Origin of the sequence: Mycobacterium sp. SMC-19 (genome assembly GCF_045310815.1) — a bacterium.
In the GTDB taxonomy this organism is placed as follows: Bacteria; Actinomycetota; Actinomycetes; order Mycobacteriales; family Mycobacteriaceae; genus Mycobacterium.
This window is the reverse complement of record NZ_JBJIAM010000003.1, coordinates 295,188-317,666: the sequence shown is the minus strand read 5'-3', so window position 1 is coordinate 317,666 and position 22,479 is coordinate 295,188. Positions and strand designations below refer to the sequence as shown.

General features: G+C 66.2%; 22 protein-coding genes. 7 read left to right on the top strand and 15 right to left on the bottom strand.

What is annotated here, in order from left to right:
• Nucleotides 1-7 precede the first annotated feature (7 nt).
• Entirely contained in the window at nucleotides 8-1,489 is a 1,482-nt protein-coding gene (locus ACJH5R_RS09045) for a class I adenylate-forming enzyme family protein (RefSeq protein ID WP_406757818.1), read from the top strand.
• Here the strand turns inward: ACJH5R_RS09045 and ACJH5R_RS09040 are convergent.
• The 12 genes from ACJH5R_RS09040 to ACJH5R_RS08985 all read right to left on the bottom strand — a co-directional run bounded on the left by ACJH5R_RS09040 (nucleotide 1,484) and on the right by ACJH5R_RS08985 (nucleotide 12,388).
• Nucleotides 1,484-2,662, bottom strand: a complete 1,179-nt coding sequence (locus tag ACJH5R_RS09040; protein WP_406757819.1) for a cytochrome P450 — start codon at nucleotides 2,660-2,662, stop codon at nucleotides 1,484-1,486. The genes ACJH5R_RS09045 and ACJH5R_RS09040 overlap by 6 nt on opposite strands.
• A 14-nt stretch (nucleotides 2,663-2,676) precedes the next feature.
• A complete protein-coding gene (locus tag ACJH5R_RS09035) occupies nucleotides 2,677-3,081 on the bottom strand; it encodes a hypothetical protein (RefSeq protein ID WP_406757820.1) in 405 nt (134 codons plus the stop codon).
• Between the two features lie 15 nt (nucleotides 3,082-3,096).
• Complete coding sequence (locus ACJH5R_RS09030) at nucleotides 3,097-3,798, bottom strand: hypothetical protein (protein ID WP_406757821.1); 702 nt, start codon at nucleotides 3,796-3,798, stop codon at nucleotides 3,097-3,099.
• Complete coding sequence (locus tag ACJH5R_RS09025; protein WP_406757822.1) at nucleotides 3,795-3,923, bottom strand: hypothetical protein; 129 nt, start codon at nucleotides 3,921-3,923, stop codon at nucleotides 3,795-3,797. Before ACJH5R_RS09025 ends, ACJH5R_RS09030 begins: the two co-directional genes overlap by 4 nt.
• A 16-nt stretch (nucleotides 3,924-3,939) precedes the next feature.
• Complete coding sequence (locus tag ACJH5R_RS09020; RefSeq protein ID WP_406757823.1) at nucleotides 3,940-4,734, bottom strand: CbbQ/NirQ/NorQ/GpvN family protein; 795 nt, start codon at nucleotides 4,732-4,734, stop codon at nucleotides 3,940-3,942.
• A gap of 22 nt (nucleotides 4,735-4,756) precedes the next feature.
• Complete coding sequence (locus tag ACJH5R_RS09015; RefSeq protein ID WP_406781780.1) at nucleotides 4,757-6,265, bottom strand: nitric oxide reductase activation protein NorD; 1,509 nt, start codon at nucleotides 6,263-6,265, stop codon at nucleotides 4,757-4,759.
• Nucleotides 6,266-6,400: 135 nt separating this feature from the next.
• Nucleotides 6,401-6,991 (bottom strand): hypothetical protein, encoded by a 591-nt coding sequence (locus ACJH5R_RS09010; RefSeq protein ID WP_406781850.1) that lies wholly within the window; start codon nucleotides 6,989-6,991, stop codon nucleotides 6,401-6,403.
• A 186-nt stretch (nucleotides 6,992-7,177) separates the two neighbouring features.
• On the bottom strand, nucleotides 7,178-7,792 hold the full coding sequence (locus ACJH5R_RS09005) for a TetR family transcriptional regulator (protein ID WP_406781779.1): 615 nt from the start codon (nucleotides 7,790-7,792) through the stop codon (nucleotides 7,178-7,180).
• An 83-nt stretch (nucleotides 7,793-7,875) separates the two neighbouring features.
• Complete coding sequence (locus ACJH5R_RS09000) at nucleotides 7,876-8,058, bottom strand: bacterioferritin-associated ferredoxin (protein WP_308484323.1); 183 nt, start codon at nucleotides 8,056-8,058, stop codon at nucleotides 7,876-7,878.
• Nucleotides 8,059-8,064: 6 nt separating this feature from the next.
• Complete coding sequence (locus ACJH5R_RS08995) at nucleotides 8,065-9,528, bottom strand: FadD3 family acyl-CoA ligase (RefSeq protein ID WP_406781778.1); 1,464 nt, start codon at nucleotides 9,526-9,528, stop codon at nucleotides 8,065-8,067.
• A gap of 2 nt (nucleotides 9,529-9,530) precedes the next feature.
• Complete coding sequence (locus tag ACJH5R_RS08990; protein ID WP_406757827.1) at nucleotides 9,531-10,721, bottom strand: amidohydrolase family protein; 1,191 nt, start codon at nucleotides 10,719-10,721, stop codon at nucleotides 9,531-9,533.
• A gap of 35 nt (nucleotides 10,722-10,756) precedes the next feature.
• Entirely contained in the window at nucleotides 10,757-12,388 is a 1,632-nt protein-coding gene (locus ACJH5R_RS08985; RefSeq protein ID WP_406781777.1) for an AMP-binding protein, read from the bottom strand.
• Between the two features lie 57 nt (nucleotides 12,389-12,445).
• On the opposite strand from ACJH5R_RS08985, the gene ACJH5R_RS08980 reads away from it, so the two are divergent.
• Nucleotides 12,446-13,189: an enoyl-CoA hydratase/isomerase family protein gene (locus ACJH5R_RS08980; protein WP_406781776.1), complete on the top strand. Its 744-nt coding sequence runs from the start codon at nucleotides 12,446-12,448 to the stop codon at nucleotides 13,187-13,189.
• On the opposite strand, the gene ACJH5R_RS08975 is transcribed toward ACJH5R_RS08980, so the two are convergent.
• Complete coding sequence (locus tag ACJH5R_RS08975; RefSeq protein WP_406757830.1) at nucleotides 13,186-13,839, bottom strand: TetR family transcriptional regulator; 654 nt, start codon at nucleotides 13,837-13,839, stop codon at nucleotides 13,186-13,188. The two genes, ACJH5R_RS08980 and ACJH5R_RS08975, sit on opposite strands and share 4 nt — an antisense overlap.
• Nucleotides 13,840-13,976: 137 nt before the next feature.
• Between ACJH5R_RS08975 and ACJH5R_RS08970 the strand changes: the two genes are divergently transcribed.
• The 5 genes from ACJH5R_RS08970 to ACJH5R_RS08950 all read left to right on the top strand — a co-directional run bounded on the left by ACJH5R_RS08970 (nucleotide 13,977) and on the right by ACJH5R_RS08950 (nucleotide 19,087).
• Nucleotides 13,977-15,278: a cytochrome P450 gene (locus tag ACJH5R_RS08970; RefSeq protein ID WP_406757831.1), complete on the top strand. Its 1,302-nt coding sequence runs from the start codon at nucleotides 13,977-13,979 to the stop codon at nucleotides 15,276-15,278.
• Nucleotides 15,279-15,307: 29 nt separating this feature from the next.
• A complete protein-coding gene (locus tag ACJH5R_RS08965) occupies nucleotides 15,308-16,510 on the top strand; it encodes a cytochrome P450 (RefSeq protein ID WP_406781775.1) in 1,203 nt (400 codons plus the stop codon).
• Nucleotides 16,511-16,544: 34 nt separating this feature from the next.
• Nucleotides 16,545-17,384 carry a mycofactocin-coupled SDR family oxidoreductase gene (locus ACJH5R_RS08960; protein ID WP_406781774.1) on the top strand — a complete coding sequence of 280 codons (840 nt, stop codon included), beginning with the start codon at nucleotides 16,545-16,547 and terminating at the stop codon, nucleotides 17,382-17,384.
• 138 nt (nucleotides 17,385-17,522) lie between these two features.
• Complete coding sequence (locus tag ACJH5R_RS08955; protein ID WP_406757835.1) at nucleotides 17,523-18,026, top strand: SRPBCC family protein; 504 nt, start codon at nucleotides 17,523-17,525, stop codon at nucleotides 18,024-18,026.
• A complete protein-coding gene (locus ACJH5R_RS08950) occupies nucleotides 18,026-19,087 on the top strand; it encodes an LLM class flavin-dependent oxidoreductase (protein WP_406757836.1) in 1,062 nt (353 codons plus the stop codon). Before ACJH5R_RS08955 ends, ACJH5R_RS08950 begins: the two co-directional genes overlap by 1 nt.
• 8 nt (nucleotides 19,088-19,095) lie before the next feature.
• Here ACJH5R_RS08950 and ACJH5R_RS08945 read toward each other — a convergent pair whose 3' ends face one another.
• Both ACJH5R_RS08945 and ACJH5R_RS08940 read right to left on the bottom strand, forming a co-directional pair.
• Nucleotides 19,096-21,498, bottom strand: a complete 2,403-nt coding sequence (locus ACJH5R_RS08945; protein WP_406757837.1) for a CoA transferase — start codon at nucleotides 21,496-21,498, stop codon at nucleotides 19,096-19,098.
• A gap of 4 nt (nucleotides 21,499-21,502) precedes the next feature.
• Nucleotides 21,503-22,468 carry an enoyl-CoA hydratase/isomerase family protein gene (locus ACJH5R_RS08940; RefSeq protein WP_406781773.1) on the bottom strand — a complete coding sequence of 322 codons (966 nt, stop codon included), beginning with the start codon at nucleotides 22,466-22,468 and terminating at the stop codon, nucleotides 21,503-21,505.
• Between the last annotated feature and the right edge of the window lie 11 nt (nucleotides 22,469-22,479).

Here is a 22,479-nt window from a genome sequence, read left to right as displayed (position 1 = left end):
GCACGCCATGGAACGGTTCAGCGCTGCACTGTCCGCGAGCTTGAACAGCTACGGCGCAGCACCGTGTATCGAGTTCGAACGACGGTGGTATTCCGGAGACGACATCACCGGATACATCGCTTCCGTCGAGGATCACCTGCGCCAGGCGGGAATCGGCCCCGGCGAACCGGTCGGACTGGTGGTGCGCAACCGGGTCCCCCACGCCGCAGTCATCCTGGGGCTCATTGCCGCCGAGCGGCCGATCGTGATGATCTACTCCTACCAATCGGCGCAGGCGATCGCGCGCGACATCGACGCGCTACGGCTACCGGCGGTCCTGGCCGACCGGCAGGACTGGAGCGACGCGGCGATCGCGGCGGCCGGCCATCACGGATCTGCCGTGATCGCGCTCTCCGATCGACCGCTCGGAGTCGAAACGCTTACCCGGCGAGCACAGCTCGCCGATCTCCGGCAGGAAACGTCACCGCACCGGCCTGGATTACACATCCTGAGCAGTGGAACCACCGGACCACCCAAACGGGTGCCGGTCGACACATCGGCGTTGCAGCACACCGTGTTGACCATGACGGTCGGACGGACTCCGCTCCCCGACGATCCGCCGGAACTGGTGTACTGGCCGTTCGGCAGCATCGGGGTCTGCCAACTCCTGGTCGGCCCTTACCTGCGCAAGCGGGTGGTGCTGCTGGAGAAGTTCACCGTCGAAGCGTGGGTGCATGCGGTCAAGACCCACCGGATCAGGCGGACCGGTGTGCAGCCCGCCATCCTGCGGATGCTTCTCGACGCCGACGTAGCCAAAGAGGACCTCGCGTCCTTGGAGTACCTGCCCGGGGGTTCGGGACCGCTCGAGCCGCAGCTGCGCGAGGAGTTCGAGGCCCGCTTCGGCACTCCCCTGCTGTGGGCTTACGGCGCAACCGAGTTCGCCGGATCCGTCTGCGCCTGGACACCGGAGCTGTACCGCCAATACGGTGCTGACAAGCCGGCCAGCTCGGGAAAGCCGCTACCCGGCGTGCAGGTGCGCATCGTTGATCCAGGCACCGGCCGCGAGGTGCCTGTCGGTGCGCACGGGGTGCTGGAGGCCCGGATCGAGGTGGTACGGCCGGACTGGATTCGCACCACCGACGTCGCATCGGTGGACTCCGACGGGTTCATCACTTTGCACGGCAGGGGCGACGGGGCGATCAATCGCGGTGGGTTCAAGATCCTGCCCGAGACGGTGCGCGCCGTACTGCTCACGCATCCGGCTGTTCGAGACGCCTGTGTGGTCGCCATCCCCGATAGCCGGCTCGGCCAGGTGCCGGCCGCCGCGGTCGAACTGCGGGGAGGCACTCCGCCGCCGTCGGCCGATGAGCTCATCGGCTTGGTGCGCGAGACGCTGCCCAGCCACCATGTGCCCGTCGCCGTTGCGGTCGTCGATGAGTTGCCGCGCAATGCCGCGCTGAAGGTACGCCCCGCCGACGTCGCTGCGTTGTTGGAGGCGCGATCATCATGACGCCGGCCCGATCCTTAACGGCAGCGTGGGCAGTGCGCACGTCGCAGACGGCCAGGTGATCTCCGGAACGAAGCCAGGTACGAGCTCGAACTCGGGAACACGAGACAGCCATTCCGAGACGACGAGCTTGAGTTCCATGCGAGCCAGGTGCGAACCCAGGCAGCGGTGCGGTCCGCCGCCGAATCCCCAGTGTTTGTGGACCTTTCCGTCGAGAACCAGATCATCCACGGAGCGCTCGTCGGTCCCGTCCCTATTGATCGCACCGAGACAGAGGCGCACCTGGGCGCCCGCCGGAAGTTCGACGCCGGCAACCGTGACCGGGCGAGTGGTCGCTCTTCCGACGACCGGTGCCGCAGGTTCGAGGCGGATCATCTCCTCGACAAAGACCGCGATGCCGTCGGCATCGTCGCGCAACCTGGCACGCAACTCGGGTCGGCGGGCCAATTCCAGCATCGTTGCGCCTATCGTTGCGGTGACGGTGTCCAGACCTGCCAGCACGAACACCAGAGACAGCCCGATCGCCTCGTTGTCGCTCAGCGCGTCCGCACCCCGCAGGAGCTCCGAGAGAATGCCGGGAAACGGATCCTTCCGTTGTTGCGCAACCGCTTCGGCGAGATATCCGTACAGTTCCACGGTGGGGCTCAGATCCACGCTGGCGGGATCATCGGCAAGGCTCAACGCGATGATCGCGTCCTTCCAGGCGACCAGACGGTCTCGATCCTCGAGAGGCAGCCCGAACAGCGTGAGGAATACCTGCGACGGATAGGGGGTGGCCAGCTGCGCCATTACCTCACACCGATCACGCTGAGCGATCTCGGAGATGATCTCAGCGGCCTGCGCCTGCAGCGAGGGCAGCAGGGCGATCAGGGTCTGGGGACTGAAGTAGCGATGCAGCAGCTGCCGATAGCGGGTGTGCTCGGGGGGATCGAACCCCAACGGAACCAGCGGGACGGGGCTGATCATGTCGTCGTAGGGGATCCTCGACGAGAACACCTCCCAATTGCGTAGGGCGGCGAGAACATCTTCGCGGCGAGTCAGGTAGTACCAGCCGTCGCCGGCCAGCACCGGACCGAGATCACGCAACGCCGCCCAGCCTTCACCGCGATCGCGGGACATTGGCAGGTCGGCGTAGGCCACGTACGGCAGTTCCGGCGCTATGCGTGCATCGGTCATCGGCGCAGCAGTCCTCAACCGCCGGCCTGTTGTTCGGCCTGCTGTTTGGCCTGGCGGGCCTGATACCGGTCCACCAACTCCCGAAATCCGAGCCGATCGTATTGCGGGACCGGCTGGATACCCCAGATGTCCTTGGCGGTGTCCCTTCCCTCGGCGCCCTCTGGGGGCCCGAGCGGCGGATACGGATACTTGCATTCGAGGTCGTCGTCGGAGTAGCGCACCTTGAGCAGTTCGCTGCAGATCTGGGTGAGGCTCAGCGTCGGGTAGCCGTAGTACACCGCCATGAACGGCAGGGTGAACGCTCCCTCGATGACGAGCGCCACCAGGCACACCAAGGTGGCGCGTTTGATCCACTTGTGCATCCGCGCGTAGTAGGGGGTGGTGCCCGGAGGCAGTGCCTCGGCGGCAGGTGTTTCCATCGTGGGACTCCTTTATCAGTCGGAGAAGATTTCCCGGTTGACGGTGTGCAGGTACGGGATCGCCAAAAACGGTGTGATGTAGAAGATGTCGTAGAGCCACCAGCCGATCACCGGGAAGATCACCCCGGCATAGCGCACGTCGGCGTACATGGTCATGTTGAAGACGTAGAGAATCCAGATGAGTACACCCATCCAGCAGGTGACGATCATCCACTGGTGGCCCCAACGCTTCATCTGCAAGAAGCCGATCGCGGCGGCGCAGCGCATCGCGAAGACCGTAAGGATCATGCCGAAGACCATGGATTTCTCGCCCGGCCCGGCGGCGCCGCCCACCCACAGTTCGTTGTAGTGCCAGAAATAGCCGGCGTCGAACATGTGGCCCCAGCCGATCATCAGCACCCGGTTGATCAGGGTGTGGTTGGCGACCAGGTCCAGCGACCAACCCAGGCTGTTGAGCATGCCGTCGATCAGCACCAGGTAACCGATCAGGGTGACGATCATGGGCCGCACTGCCAGACCCGCACGCTGCGCCTCGCGCTGCAGCCCCACGCCGCGCAAGAAGATCGGCAAGCCGATGATGCCCGGCACCCACATTCCCATCAGCGCCGCGCCGGCGATCATCCAGCGGTCGGCCCGGCGTTGGGCGGCACGCGATTGCGTCTCGTGCTCCTCGATCCCGGCGAAATCCGTTGTCGAACCGGACGCGGTCGGGCTCATAACAGCCACCAGCCCCGGGCGAACGACATGTATAGCTGGATGCCGAACATGATGGCCAGATAGCCGTAGATGAAGATCTGAAAGACGATCAGCGCTCGCTTGCGGTTGCGTTCTTGCTGGTCCACTTCGCAGCTTCCTTTCCTAGGGGCGCTCGGTCTGGGTGGTGAACACGCCGGCGGCCACTTCACGCAGGCCGTCGTGGATTCCGCCGTCGGTGGTCAGCGGCGCCAGGATGCACGCCTCGGCTGCCTCGAGCTCGCTCGCGCCGGCGCCGACCAGCTGCGCAGCGTTGACCAAGGTGCGGGTCGACGGCGGTTCGAAGTGCAACGCCTGGTCTGCGGTGCGCAGCGCAGTGGCACACTGCACCAGGCGACCGGCGATCTGCGGTTCGATACCGGTCTCGGCGACGATCACCTGCGCCTCGCGCTCGGGCGGCAGGTAGTGCATGGGCAGCGTGGCGAACCGTTGCCGGAAGGACGGCTTCAGCTCTTTGAGCGAGCTGCGGTAGGCCGGGTTATAGGAGCACACCAGCATGAAGGTGTCTGGGGCCGTGATGGTTTCACCTGCCCGGTCCAGGTACAGAGTGCGACGGTGATCGGTCAGTGAATGCAGCACGGCCAGCGAGTCATGCCGTGCCTCCACGACTTCGTCCAGGTAGCAGATCGCCCCGGACTTCACCGCTTGAGTCAGCGGCCCGTCGTTCCACACCACGTCACCGCCGGCCACCAGGAATCGGCCCACCAGATCCGAGCTGGTCAGGTCGTCGTGGCAACTGATGGTGATCACCGGTCGCCCCAGCAGCAAGCCCATGTGCTCAACGAGCCGGGTCTTGCCGCAGCCGGTCGGACCGGTGAGCATCACCGGGATGCGGCGCAGGTGCGCCTTCTCGAACAACTGCACTTCGTTGCCGTTGGCGAAGTAAACATCGCTGCTCATCGGACTCCTCGCACGTCGTCGGTCATGCCGCGGTCAGTTCGCGGTGCACGTGGGCCAGTACTCGCGGTAGCTCCGCGACCCGCCGAATCCGTTGGGAGCGGCGCGGTCCGAACACTTCGGGAAGTGGATCCACCCGGACCGGTCCGACTCCGACGTAGTACACGCACACACCGGCCCGGTCGGCTTCTTCGACGGCATGCGCAACGTCGGCCCAGGCGTATCGGCCTTCATAGCCTTCGTCGGACATCAGTCCGTCGCCGATCATGAGGAGCAGCCGCCGCTCGCCGGACTGGGCCAGCAGCCGGCTGGTCAGATGCCGCAGCGGCGCCCCCAGTCGGGTGTAGCCACCGGTGCGCAGGCCCAGGCCACTCGGCGCCACGAAATTCCGGTCACCGAAGTCCTTGAGGCAGTGCACTTCCACGTGGTGACGGGTGTTGCCGGTGAACGCGAAGACGCCGTGGCGCTGACGCGCGCTGGTCATTGCTCCCGAAAGCGCGTCCGCGCAGGCCAGTTCCAGGCCGAACAGCCGGCCACCGTGCACTCCCAGTGACGAGCTCGCGTCGAGCAGCACCGCGACGGTCACATCCCTATCCGCCGGCAGCAGCTCCCGGAAGATCCGGGGTTCCCCCGCCGCCCCGGCCAACACGTCCAGGCGGTGGCTGACGTAGGCATCCACGTCGAGGTCTGATCCGTCGGCGAGCCGATTGGTCATGGCACGGACGGTGTGTTGCTCGAACCACTTACGCAGATCGACCGCGGCCGGGGACGGCTCGCCCGATGGCGTGCGCCGGTCGCATTCCACGACGGCGACATGGTCGGGCAGCAGGGTGCCGGTGTGCATGTTCCACTCTGGGTAGGGGATGCCGGCTCGCCGGTCGCGACCGAGAGAGCGATCGTCGTCTTCGGGTCGGCTCGGTGGCGGCATGGTGGTGTTGCGAACTCCTCCGTCACCACCGACCGGTACCGAATACGGGCGAGGGCGGCGCTTCTGGTTGCTGGACCATGGCATGCGGCCGAGGCGGCGCACCGAGGAAGCCAGTCGTCCCGGCTCGGTCCAGGCGGCCGGCAGCGTCCCGGTCAGCGAATGCCCGGCCAGGGGTTGCCGGGTGCGCGCCAATGCGGTCGCACGATCGAACATCTCGGCGGCCGGCATCTCGGGATCGGCGGGATCGAGATCCGGCAGCACCCGTTGCAGCTCGGCCACCAGTCCCGGCCACCGCCCAGCCACCCAACCGAGGGCCACCTGCGCCTCGACGAGCGTCAGGGCTTGACGCTCACGTGGCGACAGGTCGGCCAACCGGTACTGGGCAATTCTCTCTTTGGAGGGTGAGCATTGCAGCGCCACCCCGCAGGTCAGCGTCCGTCTGGTCCAGCCCGGTTCCGCAGGATGGGGAACATAGACGGTGGACAGGTTCGGGTTGAGGCTGAAACTTCTTTGGGCACCGGTCATCAGCCGTGCGCCGTCGCGACGCCGGTCGCTCAGTGCGACGGCCGTCAGCGCGCAGCTGATCTCCAGCGCCAGGGGGTCCACGCCTACCCCGGTCAGAAGGTTCCGATGCTGGAGAACATCCAGTACCAGAACGCGATGATCAAACACGTTCCGCCCCATGCGGCGACGTAACGGAGAATCTCCCAGAGCCAGGTCATCAGAGTTTCCTATCGTCGGTCAGTCGGAGAAGATCTCGCGGTTGACGGTGTGCAGGTACGGGATCGCCAAAAACGGTGTGATGTAGAAGATGTCGTAGAGCCACCAGCCGATCACCGGGAACACCACACCGGCATAACGCACATCGGCATACATGGTCATGTTGAACACGTAGCCGATCCAGATCACCACGCCCATCCAGCAGGTCACCACCATCCATTGGTGACCCCACCGTTTCATCTGCAAAAACCCGATCGCCGCCGCGATGCGCATGGTGAAGACGGTGAAGATCAGCCCGATCTCCCAGCCCTTCTCCCCCGGGCCGGCCGCTCCGCCGATCCACAGCTCGTTGTAGTGCCAGAAATAGCCACCATCGAACATCGCCCCCCACCCGTTGAGCAGCACGCGGGCCAGCAGGGTGTGGCCGGCCACCATGTCCAGCGCCCAGCCCACTGCGTTGATCGCGGCGTCGATGATGACCAGGTAGCCCAGCAACGTCACCAGCATGGGCCGCACCGCCAGACCGTCGCGTTGGGCCTTGCGCTGCAGCCAAATTCCGCGCAGGAACAGTGGGAGGCCGAAGATGCCCGCCGCTGCCGTGCCGATGAGCATGCCGCCACAGATCAGCCACCGGTCCGCTCGGCGCTGGGCAGCCTGCGACAGCTCCAGGTGCTCGTCGAGTCCGAGCCCGTCGCGCTGTTGCTGCGGTGCCGTAGGCAATAGCCGCCCCCTCGCCGTTTGAGGAACGCCTACGACGGTAGGGAAATCACTGACTTAAGTCAATGACTTTTGGCGAGTTCAGTGCGCAGCACCCAGGCCACGCAAGGTCCTGGCCAGGTAGTCGGCGACCAACTCCGGACGAGATGGCCAGTCATGGGTGGTGATGAGCAGGGCGTAGAGGCCGAGCAGGAAGAAAACCGCACTGTTCATGGCGACCACATCGTCGTCGATCTCGCCGCGCTCCCGCGCCACTTCGATACGCTCGGAGATCAGCACGATCAACGGGTGATGCTCGCCGTTCTCGGCTGGCGGTCGGGTCGGCGAGAAGTGCAGCGCCAGGAATTCGGTGAACAGCGGATCGCCCAGACGTCGCTCCAGATCGATGATCAGGCGGGCGGACTCAGCCAAGATGTCCGAAAGCCCTTGGCGCTCACTAAGAAATTTCTCGAACTGCCTGGTGATTCGTTCTTCCTCCCGGCGCTCCAACTCCAGCAGCACGTGCTCCTTGGTGGGGAAGTGAAAGAAGAATGTGCCGTGCGCGACGCCGGCGGCGGCGACGATGGCGCCGACGTCGGCCTGGGCCATCCCGGTCCGCTTGAATTCGGCAGTCGCCGCACCCAGCAACCGCTCGCGCGTCTGCAGGCGCCGAGCTTCGCGCGCCGTCACCTTCGCCGGCTTGTCCGCCACCGCCATGCTTTGATCCCTCTGTCCACCGACCCTGCGCCATCCGCCGCCACGACAGTATCGCCTTCCGGCGGCCGCGCACATTAGATGACTTAAGTCAGCGTTTTGGATTCCTGCAGGGTGGTCGAGATCAGGGCCCGGATGTTGTTTCGGCAGCGTCCACACACCGTCCCGGCTCCGGTGCGCTCACCGACCTGCTTGGTGGTCGTGGCACCGGCTCGGGCCGCGTCGATGACCTGCTGACTGGTCACCCCGGCACACAAGCAGACGTACACAGCGCGTCAGGCCCCGGTCTCGAGGGCCTTTGCCTCCAGCTGCACTTTGTCCACCTTGCCCGTGGCATTCAACGGCAGCGCGTCGACGAAACACACCGAGCGCGGCACCTTGAAACCGGCCATTCGGTCGCGGCTCCAAGCGATCAGGTCGGTCTCGGAGAGCGGCGCATCCCCGGCATTTTTCACCACAAACGCCTTGCCGACCTGACCCATTCGCGCATCGGGCACGCCGATCACCGCAACCTGCGAGATCCCCGGATGCTCCAGCAGGAAGCCCTCGATCTCGGCGGGGTAGGCGTTGAAGCCGCCAACGATGAACATGTCCTTCTTGCGACCGACGATCCGCAATCGGCCGGCGGCATCCAGCGTGCCGACGTCCCCGGTGTGCAACCAGCCCTGTGCATCGATGACCTCGGCGGTCGCCGCCGGGTCGTCGAGGTAGCCGACCATCACGTTGTAGCCGCGCACCAGGACTTCGCCGTCAGCGGCAATGCTCACCTCGATGCCTTCGCAGGCCTGCCCCGCCGTGGTCGCGATGTCCTCGAACGAGTCGCCGCGCCGCGAGGCCGTCACCGTACCGGCTTCGGTGAGCCCGTAACCGGTCATGATGGATCGGAACGGCAACTCGTTGCGAATACGCCGGATCAGGTCCACCGGGATGTCCGCGGCGCCGGTTACCGCGGCACGCAGCGACGACAGGTCGTGCGTACCGCGCGCATCCAGCAGTGACTGATACAGCGTCGGCGGGCCAGGAAGCATGGTGATGCGTTCGGCTTCAATGAGTTCCAGGACGGCGTCGACCTCGAAGACCCGCACCGGAACCATGGTGGCACCGCGGATGCATGCGGCGATGCAGCCCGCCTTGTAGCCGAACGTGTGGAAGTAGGGGTTGACCATCAGGTACCGGTCGCCCTCGCGCAGGTCGGCCAGATCGCACCACTCGGCATAGAGCCGCAGGTTCTGTTGATGGGTCATCATCACGCCTTTGGGCCGGCCCGTCGTGCCCGAGGTGAAGATGATGTCGGCGACGTCGCCCCCGCCGACACTGCGCTGCAGCGGCGAACCACTGCTCAGGAAATCCGATCTCAGGTCGACCACCGGCACACCGGGCGGGGCACTGAAATCCATTCCGAGAAAGCCCTTCTCCACCAGGACGAGCTTGGCGCCGCTACGGCGGATGATGTCCTCGGCCTCGCTCGGTTTGAACCGGGTGTTGACCGGAACCAAGACGCCGCCGGCGGTCAGCAGCCCGAAAGCGGCGATGATCCAATCCGCCGAGTTCGGTGCCCAGATCGCCACCCGATCGCCCTTGGCGACACCCGCCGCGGCGAATGCTCCTGCAGCGCAACGAACCCGGTCGGCCAGCGCGGCGAAGCTCAGCCGTACCGGACCGTCGGCGATCGCCTCGGCGTCCCCGAAGCGATCGCCGGCGCTCAGGACCATCTCGGGAATGGTCTGCCAGCGGGGCACCGCTAGACGGTGACGAGCCGACCGAGGTTACCGCCCATGATCTTGGCCTGGTCCTCGATGGGCAGGTGCGACAGCGCGGTGATGTAGTGCGTCGGCTCGGCCAAGCCCTCCGGGTGCGGCCAGTCCGAACCGTAGAGCACCTGCTCCACGCCCACCAGGTTGATCAAGTCGTCGATGCCCTCCTCGTAGAACGGGCTGACGTAGATCCGGTTCTTGATCTCCTCCATCGGGTTGCCCAGGAACGCCTCGGGCGCCTTCCGATAGACCTCGGTCATGGAGTCCAGCAGCGGGAACATCCACTTGGAGCCGGCTTCCACAATGCCGACCTTCAGCTTGGGGTGGCGGAACAGGGCACCGTGAATCACCCACGAAGCCACCGCATCCTGGATCGGGCGCCACTCGTTGAGAATGCCCATGGCGTTGGTCTGGAACGGCAGCATCTCCTCCACCGAACCGTCCCACTCGGAGGTGTAGCGGGAGTAGCCGCTGTCCGACGAGTGCATCCCGATGAAGACGTCGTGCTCGACGCACCTCTCCCAGAACGGGTCGAACTCGGGCAGCGCGAACGAACGCGGGCCCCGGAAGCCGGGCACCGGGGCCGGCCGGATCAGAATGGCGCGGGCACCGCGCTTGACCGCCCACTCCAGTTCCTCGATGGCCTTCTCGACGATCGGGAGCGTGATGACCGGCGTGGTGAAGATGCGGTTCTGGTAGTTGAAGCCCCAGACCTCGTCCAGCCACTGGTTCAAGGCGTGGATGATGACGTGGATGGTGACCGGGTCATCGCGCAGCCGCTCCTCGATGAGACTGGCCAGGGTCGGGAACATCAGCGAGCGGTCGATGCCCAGCTCGTTCATCAGCTCCAGCCGCGGAGCGGGCTCGAAGAACGCCGGGATGGACTTCATCGGCTCGCCGAACAGTTCGCGCTTGCTCTTGCCGTCGGGGTTGCCGTACTTGAAGTATTCCTCCCAGGCGCCCGGCTTGGCGACCACCGAGAAGGTGGGGTTCGGAATGTAGTTGCTGATCTGGCCGCGGATGGCGATCTTGGTGCGCCCGTTGATCTCCACGTACTGGACGACGTCCTTGTACTCCTTGGGCAAGTACTTGGTCAGCGCTTCCGGCGGCTCGTAAAGGTGGTTATCCGCATCAAACAAGGGGAACGGGACGTCCACGCGATGTGACAGTTGACCCATGAAATGCTCCTTTTCGGTTCATGAGAATCTTATTCTCACATAGGTGTCGTTGCAACACTCTCGGCGAGCTGGTTGCGCACCAGGTACTTCTGCACCTTGCCGCTGGCGGTGCGCGGGAAGTCCTCGACCTCACGCAGTTCCTCGGGCCACTTCTGCCGCGCGACGCCCAGCCGCTCGAAGTGCTCCCGCACTTGCGCCATGGCCGGCAGCACGCACCCCGGCTTGAGGCGCAGCACCGCGACCGCCCGCTCCCCCAGCCGGGCATCCGGCGCCGCGACCACGACCGCCTCGGCCACCGCCGGCATCGCCAACAGGACGTCCTCGACCTCCACGGCGCTGATGTTCTCGCCGCCGCGGATGATCACATCGGCTTTGCGGTCGGTGATGGTCAGATACCCGTCGGCGTCGAGCACCCCGATGTCCCCGGTGTGGTACCAGCCCTCGGCGTCGAACGCCGCCGCGGTCAGCGCGTCATCGGTGTAGCCCAGACATAGGTCGGGTCCGCGGCTCAGGATTTCGCCGTCGTCGGCCAACCGCACCTCCACGCCGGGCCGCGCATTGCCGTCGGTGAACAATCGCTTGTCCTCGGGCGCGCTCGGGCGTGAACCGGTGATCGACGGATGCTCGGTGCTGCCGTAGGAACGGAAGACGAAGATGCCCAGGTCGGCGAGTCGTCGGGTGACCGCCCCGGGCACCGTCGACCCGCCCAGACCGACGTGGCGGATATGGCGCAGGTGCGCGTCGGTGAAGTCCGGGTGGTCGAGCAGGCTGGTGACGAAGTACGGCGGCCCGCCACCGATCGACACGCCCTGCTCGGCCATCAGCGCCAACACCTTGGCGGGGTCCCAGACGTCGGCGAGGTCGATCGGCGCTCCCTCCAGTACCGGGATGAGGAACGCCCCGACCATGCCGATGAAGTGCCCGACCGGGGTGGCGGTGAGCTGGCGACCGCGATCCTTGGGGTAGTTGGCCAGCAGCTGGCGGGTCTCGCAGCACAGGGTCTGGTGACTGTGGATCACGCCCTTGGGTTCGCGGGTGGTCCCGGAGGTGAACGCGATCAACGCCGGTGCACCGGGGTCGGTATGCAGCGTGCCCGCCATCGGTTCATCGGCGAGCAGGTCTTCGAAGTCGACAACGTTCCCGCCCACCACGCTGGCGTCGTTCCCGCCCACCACGCTGGCGTCGTTCCCGCCCACCACGCTCGCATCGTTCCCGCCCACCACCCCGATGATCGGGATGTGGGCGCACAGCTCGGGCCGAAAGCTCATCCGCCCGAATCGTTCGGCGGTGATGAACACCCGCGGCCGGCTGGCAGACAGGATGAAGCCCAGTTCCCGTGGGCCGTAGAAGTGCACGACGGGCACCACGACCGCACCCAGGAACGCCGCCGCCCAGAACGCCGCGGCGGCCTCCATCCAGTTGGGCAGCTGCAGGGCCACCACATCACCCGGGCCGACGCCGCGGGCCCGCAGCCCGGCCGCCAGCCGGCGGGCGACGAGCTCCACGTCGGCAAAACTGCCCCGCCACGGCCGTACCGCCGAGTGCACCTCGAACCCGGTCTCGGCGCTCGCCGCCAGCCCGGTGGCGAGCAGGTCACCGAGGGTTTCGCGGGTCCACCATCCCTGCTCTTCATAGTGCCGAACCAGGTCGGCAGGAATCTTTCGCATCTTGCCCGTGATGCTATTCTCCGTTTTTGAGAATGCCAATATCTTGAGTGGAGAGCCATGGGCCAGGACTGTCCGGACGAGCTGGACGTGCAACTGGATGACGGCCTGGCCATCATCACCATCGACCGGCCCCAGGCCCGCAACGCCATCGCCCCCGAAACCATGGAGCAACTCGACCGGGCGCTGGACAAGGTCGCTGGGGCGCAGGCGCTGGTGATCACCGGCGGAGGCGACCGCGCCTTCGTCTCCGGCGGCGACCTCAAGCAGCTCGCCGCCCTGCGCACCGAGGCCGAAGCGGCGGCGATGGCCTGGCGGATGCGCACGCTGTGCGATCGGATCGCCGCGTTCCCGGCACCGGTGATCGCCGCCTTGAACGGCCACGCATTAGGTGGTGGCGCCGAAGTCGCGGTCGCCGCCGACATCCGCATCGCGGCCGCGGACATCAAGATCGCGTTCAATCAGGTGTCCCTGGCGATCATGCCGGCCTGGGGCGGCGCCGAGCGGCTGGGCAAGCTGATCGGACACAGTCAGGCGCTGCTGCTGGCCGGCACCGGAACCATGCTGGACGCGCCGGCGGCCGAACGCATCGGCCTGATCAACCGGGTGGTCCCCCGGGAGTCTTTCGACGCCGAATGGCGTGCCCTGGGCCGGTCATTGGCCAATCCCTCGGCCGGTGAGATCAAGCGCGTGCTCGGTGGCGCATCGGCAGACGAGGCGGTGGCGGCATTCGCCCGGTTGTGGGTCGCCGACGCGCATTGGGAGGCCGCGGATCGCCTCCAACAAGGCAGGAAGCAGCGCTAATGCGGGGCGGGCCCCGAGGCCAGCGCGACGCCGGCGAGCGGCGCGTGCGGTGGCGGGTCGCCCTCGAGCCGTTGCAGCCAGCGCTCGACGAACTCCACGGTCTCGGCGTGGCCGAGGGTCATGCCCAGCGCCTCCTGCTCGATGATCAGCATCCGCGAGGCGCTGGTCATGAGCACCATCAACACCGTCGGCGGGAACTCCGCGTCGTCGACGCCATACCGGGCGAACAGCCCGGAAACCGCCGCGATCTGTTCGGCGCGAAGCCGCTCGGCGTAGTTGGCGATCTCGGCCCGCAAGGCCTCGCGCTCGTTGGCCACGGTGATGAATTGCATGGTCAGCGCCGTCCACGCCGGGTCGGTGTTGAATCGCCACAGCGCCCAGAGCGGCTGCGGCGACGCCAGCACCGCCGCCTGTTCGGCCAATCCCTGATCGCCGCGCCGCCGGAACATCGCCAGGAACAGGTCGTCCATGGTGCGGAAGTAATAGTGCACGAGCTGATGCTTGAGGCCCGCCCGCTCGGCGACACGGCGCGAACTCACCGCGCCGGCGCCGGCGGTCAGCAGAAGCTCTTCGGCAGCGTCGAGCAACAGGGTCCGGTTCTTCGCGTCCGGTGCCCCAATTCTGCGCTGTCCCTTAGCCGATTCGGACATACAGTTCGCTCCGCATCGTTGTCGTCACCTTTACATGTCCGGCGGCCATCGTAGTGGCGTCGCAACCCTTGACCCCCCAACCCCGCCCATGCTAAGCAGGTGCACAGCAGCTGTCAGCCCGTTCTGCAGAGAGGTCCATGTTGACTGACTTCGCGACGATCGACTTCTTCACCGATCAGTCCCTGGTACCCGATCCCCACCCATACTTCGACTATCTGCGGGCTCAGAACCCGGTCACGCCGCTGGGCGTGTACGACGTGGTCGCGGTAACCGGCCACGAAGAGGCCAACGAGATCTACCGCGACTCCGACACCTACTCCAACCTGGTCGCGGTCGGCGGACCGTTCCCGCCGCTGCCGTTCACCCCCGAGGGCGACGACATCAGCGCTCAGATCGAGGCCAACCGCCACCTGATGCCGATGACCGAGCACATGGTGACGATGGACCCGCCGATGCACACCAAGGCCCGATCGATACTGAGCCGACTGCTCACGCCCAAGCGGCTCAAGGAGAACCAGGACTTCATGTGGCAGCTGGCCGATCGCCAGCTCGACTACTTCATCGACAGCGGCAGCTGCGAATTCCTCACCTCCTATGCCCGCCCGTTCGCCATGCTGGTGGTCGCCGACCTGCTCGGTGTGCCCGAAGAGGACCGGCCGGTGTTCCAGGAGGTGCTCGGCGCACCACAGCCCGGTGCCCGCATCGGCGCGCTGGACCATGAGGAGCTCGCCCACGATCCGCTGGCCTGGCTGGATGACAAGTTCAGCCGCTACCTGTCCGACCGGCGGGAAAGCCCTCGCGGCGACGTGCTGACCGACCTGGCCACCGCCACCTACGAGGACGGCTCGATTCCCGAGATCGCCGACGTGGTCAAGAGCGCCACGTTCCTGTTCGGCGCCGGTCAGGAGACCACCACCAAACTGCTCAGTGCCGCATTGCGATTCATGGCCGAGGACCCGGCCCTGGTCGAGGCGCTGCGCAGCGACCGCAGCAAGATCCCGAACTTCCTCGAGGAGACCCTGCGGCTGGAAAGCCCGGTGAAGACCGACCCCCGATTGGTGCGCAAGACCACCACGCTGGGCGGGGTGGAGCTGAAGGCCGGCACCGTCGTGGTGATGTTCCCCGGCGCGGTCAACCGCGATCCTCGCAAGTTCGACAACCCGCACGAACTGCGGATCGACCGTCCCAATGTGCGCGAGCACCTGGCTTTTGCCCGCGGCAGCCACACCTGCCCGGGCTCACCGCTGGCACGCGCCGAGAGCCGCATCTCATTGGAACGAATCCTGGATCGCATGACCGATATCCGGCTCGACGAATCCCAACACGGCCCGGCCGGCGAGCGCCGGTTCACCTTCGAGCCGACTTTCATCCTGCGCGGATTGACCGAACTGCACCTGGAATTCACCCCGGTGGCGGCTCCAGTCACCGCCGGCCTGTAGACCGCAGCTCCGCCGAAGGGACGAACAACATGACGGTGACCACCACCGACGAAGCGCGCTATGACCCGTATGACGTTGACCTCAACAGCGATCCGTACCCGATGTTTCGCCGGCTTCGCGAAGAGGCACCGTTGTACTACAACGCCGAGCACGATTTCTACGCGCTGAGCCGCTTCGACGACGTCAACAAGGCCCTGGTCGATCACCAGACGTTCAGCTCGGCGCGCGGCGCGATTCTGGAACTGATCAAGGCCAACACCCCGATCCCGCCGGGGCTGATTCTGTTCGAGGATCCGCCCATCCACGACATTCACCGCAAGCTGCTGGCCCGAATGTTCACCCCGCGCAAGATCTCCGAACTCGAATCCAAGATCCGCGAGTACTGCGCCCGTTGCCTGGATCCGCTGATCGGTACCGGACGCCTCGATTTCGTGGCCGACCTGGGCGCGCAGATGCCCATGCGGGTGATCGGCATGCTGGTGGGCATTCCCGAAGCAGATCAGGAGGTCATCCGGGACCGCTCGAATGACAACATGCGCACCGAAGCGGGCAAGCCGATGACGGTTGCGTCCGAGGGATTCGATGACGGATCGATCTTCGCCGACTATCTGGACTGGCGCGTCGAGCACCCGTCCGACGACATCATGACCGAACTGCTCAATGTCGAATTCACCGACGAATCCGGCACCACGCGGCGGCTGACCCGCGACGAGCTGCTGATGTACGTGATGCTGGTGGCCGGGGCCGGAAACGAGACAACCACCCGGCTGATCGGCTGGACCGGCAAGGTGCTGGCCGAGCATGCCGACCAGCGCCGCGCGTTGGTGGCAAACCCGGCGTTGGTCCCGCAGGCGATCGAAGAGCTGTTGCGCTACGAGCCACCGGCACCGCACGTGGCGCGCTACGTCACCCGGGATGTGGAGTACTACGGCCAGACCGTGCCCGAGGGCAGCGTGATGATGATGCTGATCGGCGCGGCCAACCGCGACCACCGCCGATTCGCTCCCGACGGTGACGTTTTCGACATCCACCGCGAAGCCCGCCAGCATCTGACCTTCAGCGTGGGCGCGCACTACTGCCTGGGTGCCGCACTGGCCCGCCTGGAAGGGCGCATCGCGCTGGAGGAGATCCTCAAACGCTTCCCCGACTGGGAGGTCGACCTCAGCAAGGCAGCGCTGTCACCAACTTCGACTGTCCGCGGGTGGGAGTCCATGCCCGCTTCGGTCGGATGAATCCACTTCTACTAGTTACGAATTGAGGGTTTCCATGGCTGGACGTGTTGAGGGCAAGGTCGCATTCGTCACCGGCGCGGCCCACGGTCAGGGCCGCAGCCACGCGGTGCGGCTGGCCGAGGAGGGCGCCGACATCATCGCTATCGACGTCTGTAAGCCGATCGTGCAGAACTCGCCCATCCCGCCGGCCACCCCGGAGGAACTGGCCGAGACCGTCGACCTGGTCAAGGCACGGGGGCGCCGGATCTTCACGGCCGAGGTCGATGTACGCGACTTCGACGGGCTCAAGGCCGCGGTGGACGCCGGCGTGGAGGAGCTGGGCGGTCTGGACATCATCGTTGCCAATGCCGGCATCGGCAACGGTGGCGACACCCTGGACCAGTGCAGCGAACACGACTGGCAGGAGATGATCGACATCAACCTGTCGGGCGTGTGGAAGACGGTCAAAGCGGGTGTCCCACATCTTATTTCCAGCGGCAAGGGCGGGTCGATCATCCTGACCAGCTCGGTCGGCGGACTGAAGGCCTACCCGCACTGCGGCAACTACGTCGCCGCCAAGCACGGCGTGGTGGGCATCATGCGCTCGTTCGCCGTCGAGTTGGGACACCAGAACATTCGCGTCAACACCGTGCACCCCACTCACGTCAGCACCGGCATGATCATGAACGAGGGCACCTGGAAGATGTTCCGCCCGGACCTGGAGAACCCGGGCCCCGATGACATGGCACCGATCTGCCAGATGTTCCACACCCTGCCGGTGCCGTGGGTGGACGCGATCGATATCAGCAACGCCGTGCTGTTCCTGGCCTCCGATGAGGCCCGCTACATCACCGGCGTCACGCTGCCGGTCGACGCGGGAAGCTGCCTGAAGTAGCCGCGTCACCCCGTTGACTCTGCGTCCAGGGCGGGAAAGTGCGAGAAGCCACCGCCCTGAGCGCAGAGTCAACGAGCCGGACATGCTGGGACAGCCGAACCGGCCGGTCGCCCCGGCAGCAAGTGAGAGAATCTCCGTATGGAGTGGACCGGAGCGGTGTACGCCGACGCGCCGACGGTGCAGGTTTCCACTTGGATCGATGCCCCGCCGGAACGCGTCTGGGAACTGGCCATTGATATCCACGCGGTCGCCGAGAGCAGTCAGGAACTCCAGCGCGTCGAATGGGCCGACGGTGACGGGCCCCGGTTGGGTGCTCGGTTTACCGGCTACAACCGGCATCCCGCCCTCGGGGAATGGTCCACGGTCTCCGAAGTGGTCGAGTTCGAACCGCTGACGGTGTTCGGTTGGGCGGTAAGCGATCCCGACCATCCCACTTCCTCGTGGCGGTTGAGCCTGAAGCCGGAGGGAACCGGCACCCGCTTGACCGAATGGATGCAGCTGGGGCCCGCGCCGTCGGGCCTTTCGCTGGCCATCTCCGCGATGCCGGACAAGGAACAGAAGATCGTGTTCGTGCGGATGCGCGAATTCGAGGCGGGCATGGCGGCCACCCTCGATCACCTCAAACGGCGCGCCGAGAACTGATGCGCGCGGCGATCACGCTGGAAGCGGCCAGTGTCGGCAGTTGGGAACACCAGAAGCTGCTGGTCCGCGAGGCCGAGAAGATGGGTCTGGACATCTGCTGGGTCGCCGAGGCCTGGGGCGCGGACGCGGTCTCCGCATTGGGCTATTACGCCGCGTGCACCGATCGCATGCTGCTGGGATCCGGAATCATCCAGCTGTCCACCCGCACTCCGATCGCCATCGCCCAAGCCGCCATCACGCTGTCCAACCTCTCCGGAGGACGGTTCCTGCTCGGCCTGGGCGCCTCGGGCCCGCAGGTCATCGAGGGGCTACACGGTCAGTCCTTCGACCGGCCGCTCGGCCGGATGCGCGAGACCATCGAGATCATCCGGCAGGCGATCTCCGGAGATCGAATCGCCTATAGCGGCAAGCACTTCCAGATACCCCGCCCCGATTCCGCCACCAAGCCTATGCGGCTGTCCATGCGCGCCGAACACCGGATTCCGCTGTATCTGGCCAGCCTGACCCCGGCGATGCTGGCGCTGACCGGCGAGGTCGCCGACGGCTGGCTGGGCACCAGCTTCGTCCCCGAGGGTGCCGACGCGGCCTACTTCACCCACCTCGACAACGGCCTGGCCCGCTCCGGGCGCACCCGGGCGGACCTGGACATCTGCCAGGGCGCGGAAGTGTCGTTCGCCAGCGACGAGAGGCATCTGAAGGAACTGATCGACAGCCGCAAGGCCGAACTGGCCTTCAGCCTGGGCGGAATGGGTTCGACCAGCACCAATTTCTACAACCAGGCCTACAGTCGCCAGGGCTGGTCGGATGTCTCCGCCGCGGTGAAGCAACGCTGGCAGGCCGGCGACCGGGAGGGCGCCGCCGCGCTGATCACCGACGAGATGGTGCTGGCCACCACCTTGATCGGCACCCCCGCGATGGTCCGGGACCGCCTGCAGGTCTGGTGCGACACCGGCGTGGACACCGTGCGGGTCTACCCGGCCGGGGAGCGTCTCGAAGATCGGATCGCCACGCTGGGCGCCGCGATCGAACTGGTGCACTCGATCAAACCCGCCGGGCGGTAGCGGCCCGGCTAGCCGGGTGAGCTGCCGATAACCCCGTCGGCAGCCAAGGCAGCGATCTCGGTCTCGGAAAGGCCCAGCTCGCTGAGCAGCTCATGATTGTGCTGGCCCAGCAGCGGTGCGTGGCGGGTATGAGTACGGTGCGGGCGCTGCGACATCCGGGCGGGCAGTGTGCTGTGTGGCGCGGGGCCGTTGACCGGGTGATCGACCTGCTCGAAGAAGCCCCGCTCGGCCAACTGCGCCAACTCGGTCTGGCGATGCGGTTGCATGACCTTGGCGACCGGAACGTCAGCGTTCCACAGTGTTTCGACGACGTCGTCGGCGCTGCGGGTCGCGCACCAGCCGGACAGCTCCTGGTCGATGAGGTCGTGGCGTGCGCGCCGTCCGGCCGCGTCCGCCAGGGCCGGATCGGCGGCCCAGGACGGGTCGCCCAGTGCGACACGCAGGCTGCCCCACTGCTCATCGGTGGCGACCGCGATCGCAACCCAGCAGTCGTCCCGGCCGAATTCGTCGATGCCGGCGGTCTGATAGAAGTTCTGCGGGGCGGCTGCGGGCCCGCGGTTTCCGTCACGTTGCAGCAGCGCACCGTTGGCGGAGTATTCGATCACCTGCTCGGCGGCGATATTGAGTGCGGCGTCGATCATGGCCGCCTCCACCAGCACGCCCTGCCCGGTGCGGCGGCGATGCTCCAGTGCCAGCAGCAGACCCGTCAGCGCATGCACGCCCGCATTCGGGTCCCCGATGGAATACGGCTCATAAGGGTTGCGATCGGGGTAGCCGGTCAGCCAGCTCAGCCCGGCGGCGTCCTCGATGACGTAGGCGAACGCCGGGTTGTCCCGCCACGGGCCGTTCAGGCCGAATCCGGGCATCCGCAGCATGATCACGTCGCTGCGCAGCGACTGCACGAATTCGAAGTCCAGACCCAGATTCTCGATGACACGGGGGGTGAAGTTCTCGACGACGACATCGCAGGTGGCGATCAGGCGGTGCAGCACCTCGCGGCCGGCCTGTGTCTGGAAGTCCAGCGTCAGACCCTTCTTGTTGGTGTTGAGCGCCGAGAAGATCGGGGACTTCTCCCACCACGACTCCTCGCTGACCGGTATCCCGGCGATCAGCCGGGTGCCGTCGGGATGCCGGGTCGACTCGAGATGGATCACCTCGGCGCCGAGCATGGCCAGCAGGTGCGTGCACGACGGTCCGGCCCAGAAGGTGGTCATGTCCAGCACGCGTATGCCACTCAGCGGCAGCCGTTCCCCGGCCGATCCCGAAGCCGGGGCGTCACGTCGCGACGGCGGCATCTGCCGGTAGTGGTCGGTGTGTTCACCCAGTCGCGGCGCCGAGGTCGGTGCCTGCAGCGCCACACCGCTGAGCCGATAGGGCGGAACCGGCTGGAGGAACCCGTCCCGTGGATTGCGGGTGAACACCTGGCGATGCCGGAAATGGTCAAATGTCGGTACGTTCTCCCCGTTGCCGACCGGCGAGTTGGGTATCCGGAACGCCGACGCCAGGTCGCGGACATCGTCGATCTTGTGACTGCGTACCCACTCGTACAGCTCCGCTGCGTGCAGGTTCGCCTGCTCGGTGATCGACAGCGGCGAGTTCTCGTCGATCCACTCGTCGTGACCCGACATCGCACACAGGTCGAACCACTGCTGCGCGGTGCCGCAGCCCAGCGCGACCAGACCGTCGGCGGCCTCGGCCACACCGGGCACCGTCGGTCGGCGTTCGGACCGCCAAGGGCGATCGAGGACCTGAAAGTAGGTGACGGGATAGTAAGTGAGGCCGAGGATCTGGGCTTCCAGCGCGGACAGGTCGATCAGTTCCCCGCACCCGTCGCGCAGCGCGCGGACCCGCGACGCCAACGTCATCGCGGCCGCGTAGGCCCCAGCGAGCCAGTCGCCGACCTGCCCGCCGATGTGTACCGGAGCGCGGTCCTGCGAACCCCGTCCCAGGCCGACAGCTCCCCCCGACCAGGCCTGCAAGGTGAACTCGGTGGCCGGGCGATCCCGCCACGCCCCATGCAGTCCGAACGGCGTGATCGTGGTGACCACCAGGTGCGGGTGACGCCGGTGGATCTCGGCGGGCGCCAGCGACGGGTGGCGACCGACAGCTCCATCGGGCGACCACACCACCGCATCGGCGGATGCCAGCAGCCGGTGCACCAACTCGATGTCTTCGGTGCTGCCCGGGTCGGCGACGACACTGTGTTTGGAACAGCCCAGGAAGCTGAACAGGACACCGCCGGCGTCGACGTCGACCTCGGCCCCCGAGGCCGACCATCCGCGCAATGAACCACCGTGCGGGGGTTCGACATCAACCACCGTCGCTCCCCCGTCGGCGAGCATCTTGGTGGCATAGGCGCCGGCGATACCGTCGGACAGGTCGACGACGGTGTAGCCGTGCAGTGGTTCCACGGCGTCAGGATTCCTTGTTGCGGCTTGACTTGCTCAGCCGGAAGTCGGGAGGAAACCTCGAGTCGTTGTCCTTGACCGCTCCGGACAGACCGGATTCGATGGTGTCGTCGAGCATCAGGTCATCAGCGTCGGGTGCCACGCCGGAACCCATCGACTCGAAGAACGCCGACAGCAGACTGCCCATGTACTCGCCCTGATGCTGCTTGTATACCTCGAAGAACATCTTCTGCATGAACACGGTGTCCACCGGGCGGTTGCGCGCGCAGGCCAGCGCGTACTTGTCGACCTCGGCTTCGAGCTCCTCGCGCGTGACCACCTTGTTGAGGAAGTTGCACTTCTCCATGTCGGCGGCGGTGAAAGGCCGTCCGGTGAACACCATTTCGGAGAACTTTCGCAGCCCCATCATCTGCACCCAGGTCCACATCCGCGGTCCCCAGCCGTAGTAACGGAACGACGGGTGGCCGAACAGTGCGTCGTCGCTGGAGATCACCAGATCGGCGTCGGCGGCCTGATAGAAGTGCCAGCCATAGCAGTAGCCCTTTGCTTCCACGATGCTGATCTTCTTGAGCTCCTGCAGCGGCCGGTTGCCGGCTTGCACGTTGGCGTACCAGGCGCTGATGGTGGCGCCGTTGCGAAAGGTGCCTTTGGGCGGATAGTTGACGTCCATACCTTCCAAACGCAGCTCGGCCAAACGCTTTTCCGGCTCGTCTACGCCCTCCATGAACTCGGGAAGATCCGCACCGCTACCCAGGTTGTCCCCGACACCGCGGATCACCACCACTTTGACGTCGTTGTCCACACTGGCCCCACGCAGCAGGTCCGCGTAGCGCAGCCGCGCCGATGACGTCGGAGCATTGAGGTATTCGGGGCGGTCGAAGGTGATGGTGGCGATCTTGGTGGCCGGATCCTTGTGGTAGCGGATGATCTCTTCCGCGGACGGCCGCTGGGAAGACCCTGGCGTGTCTGACATTCGCGAACTGC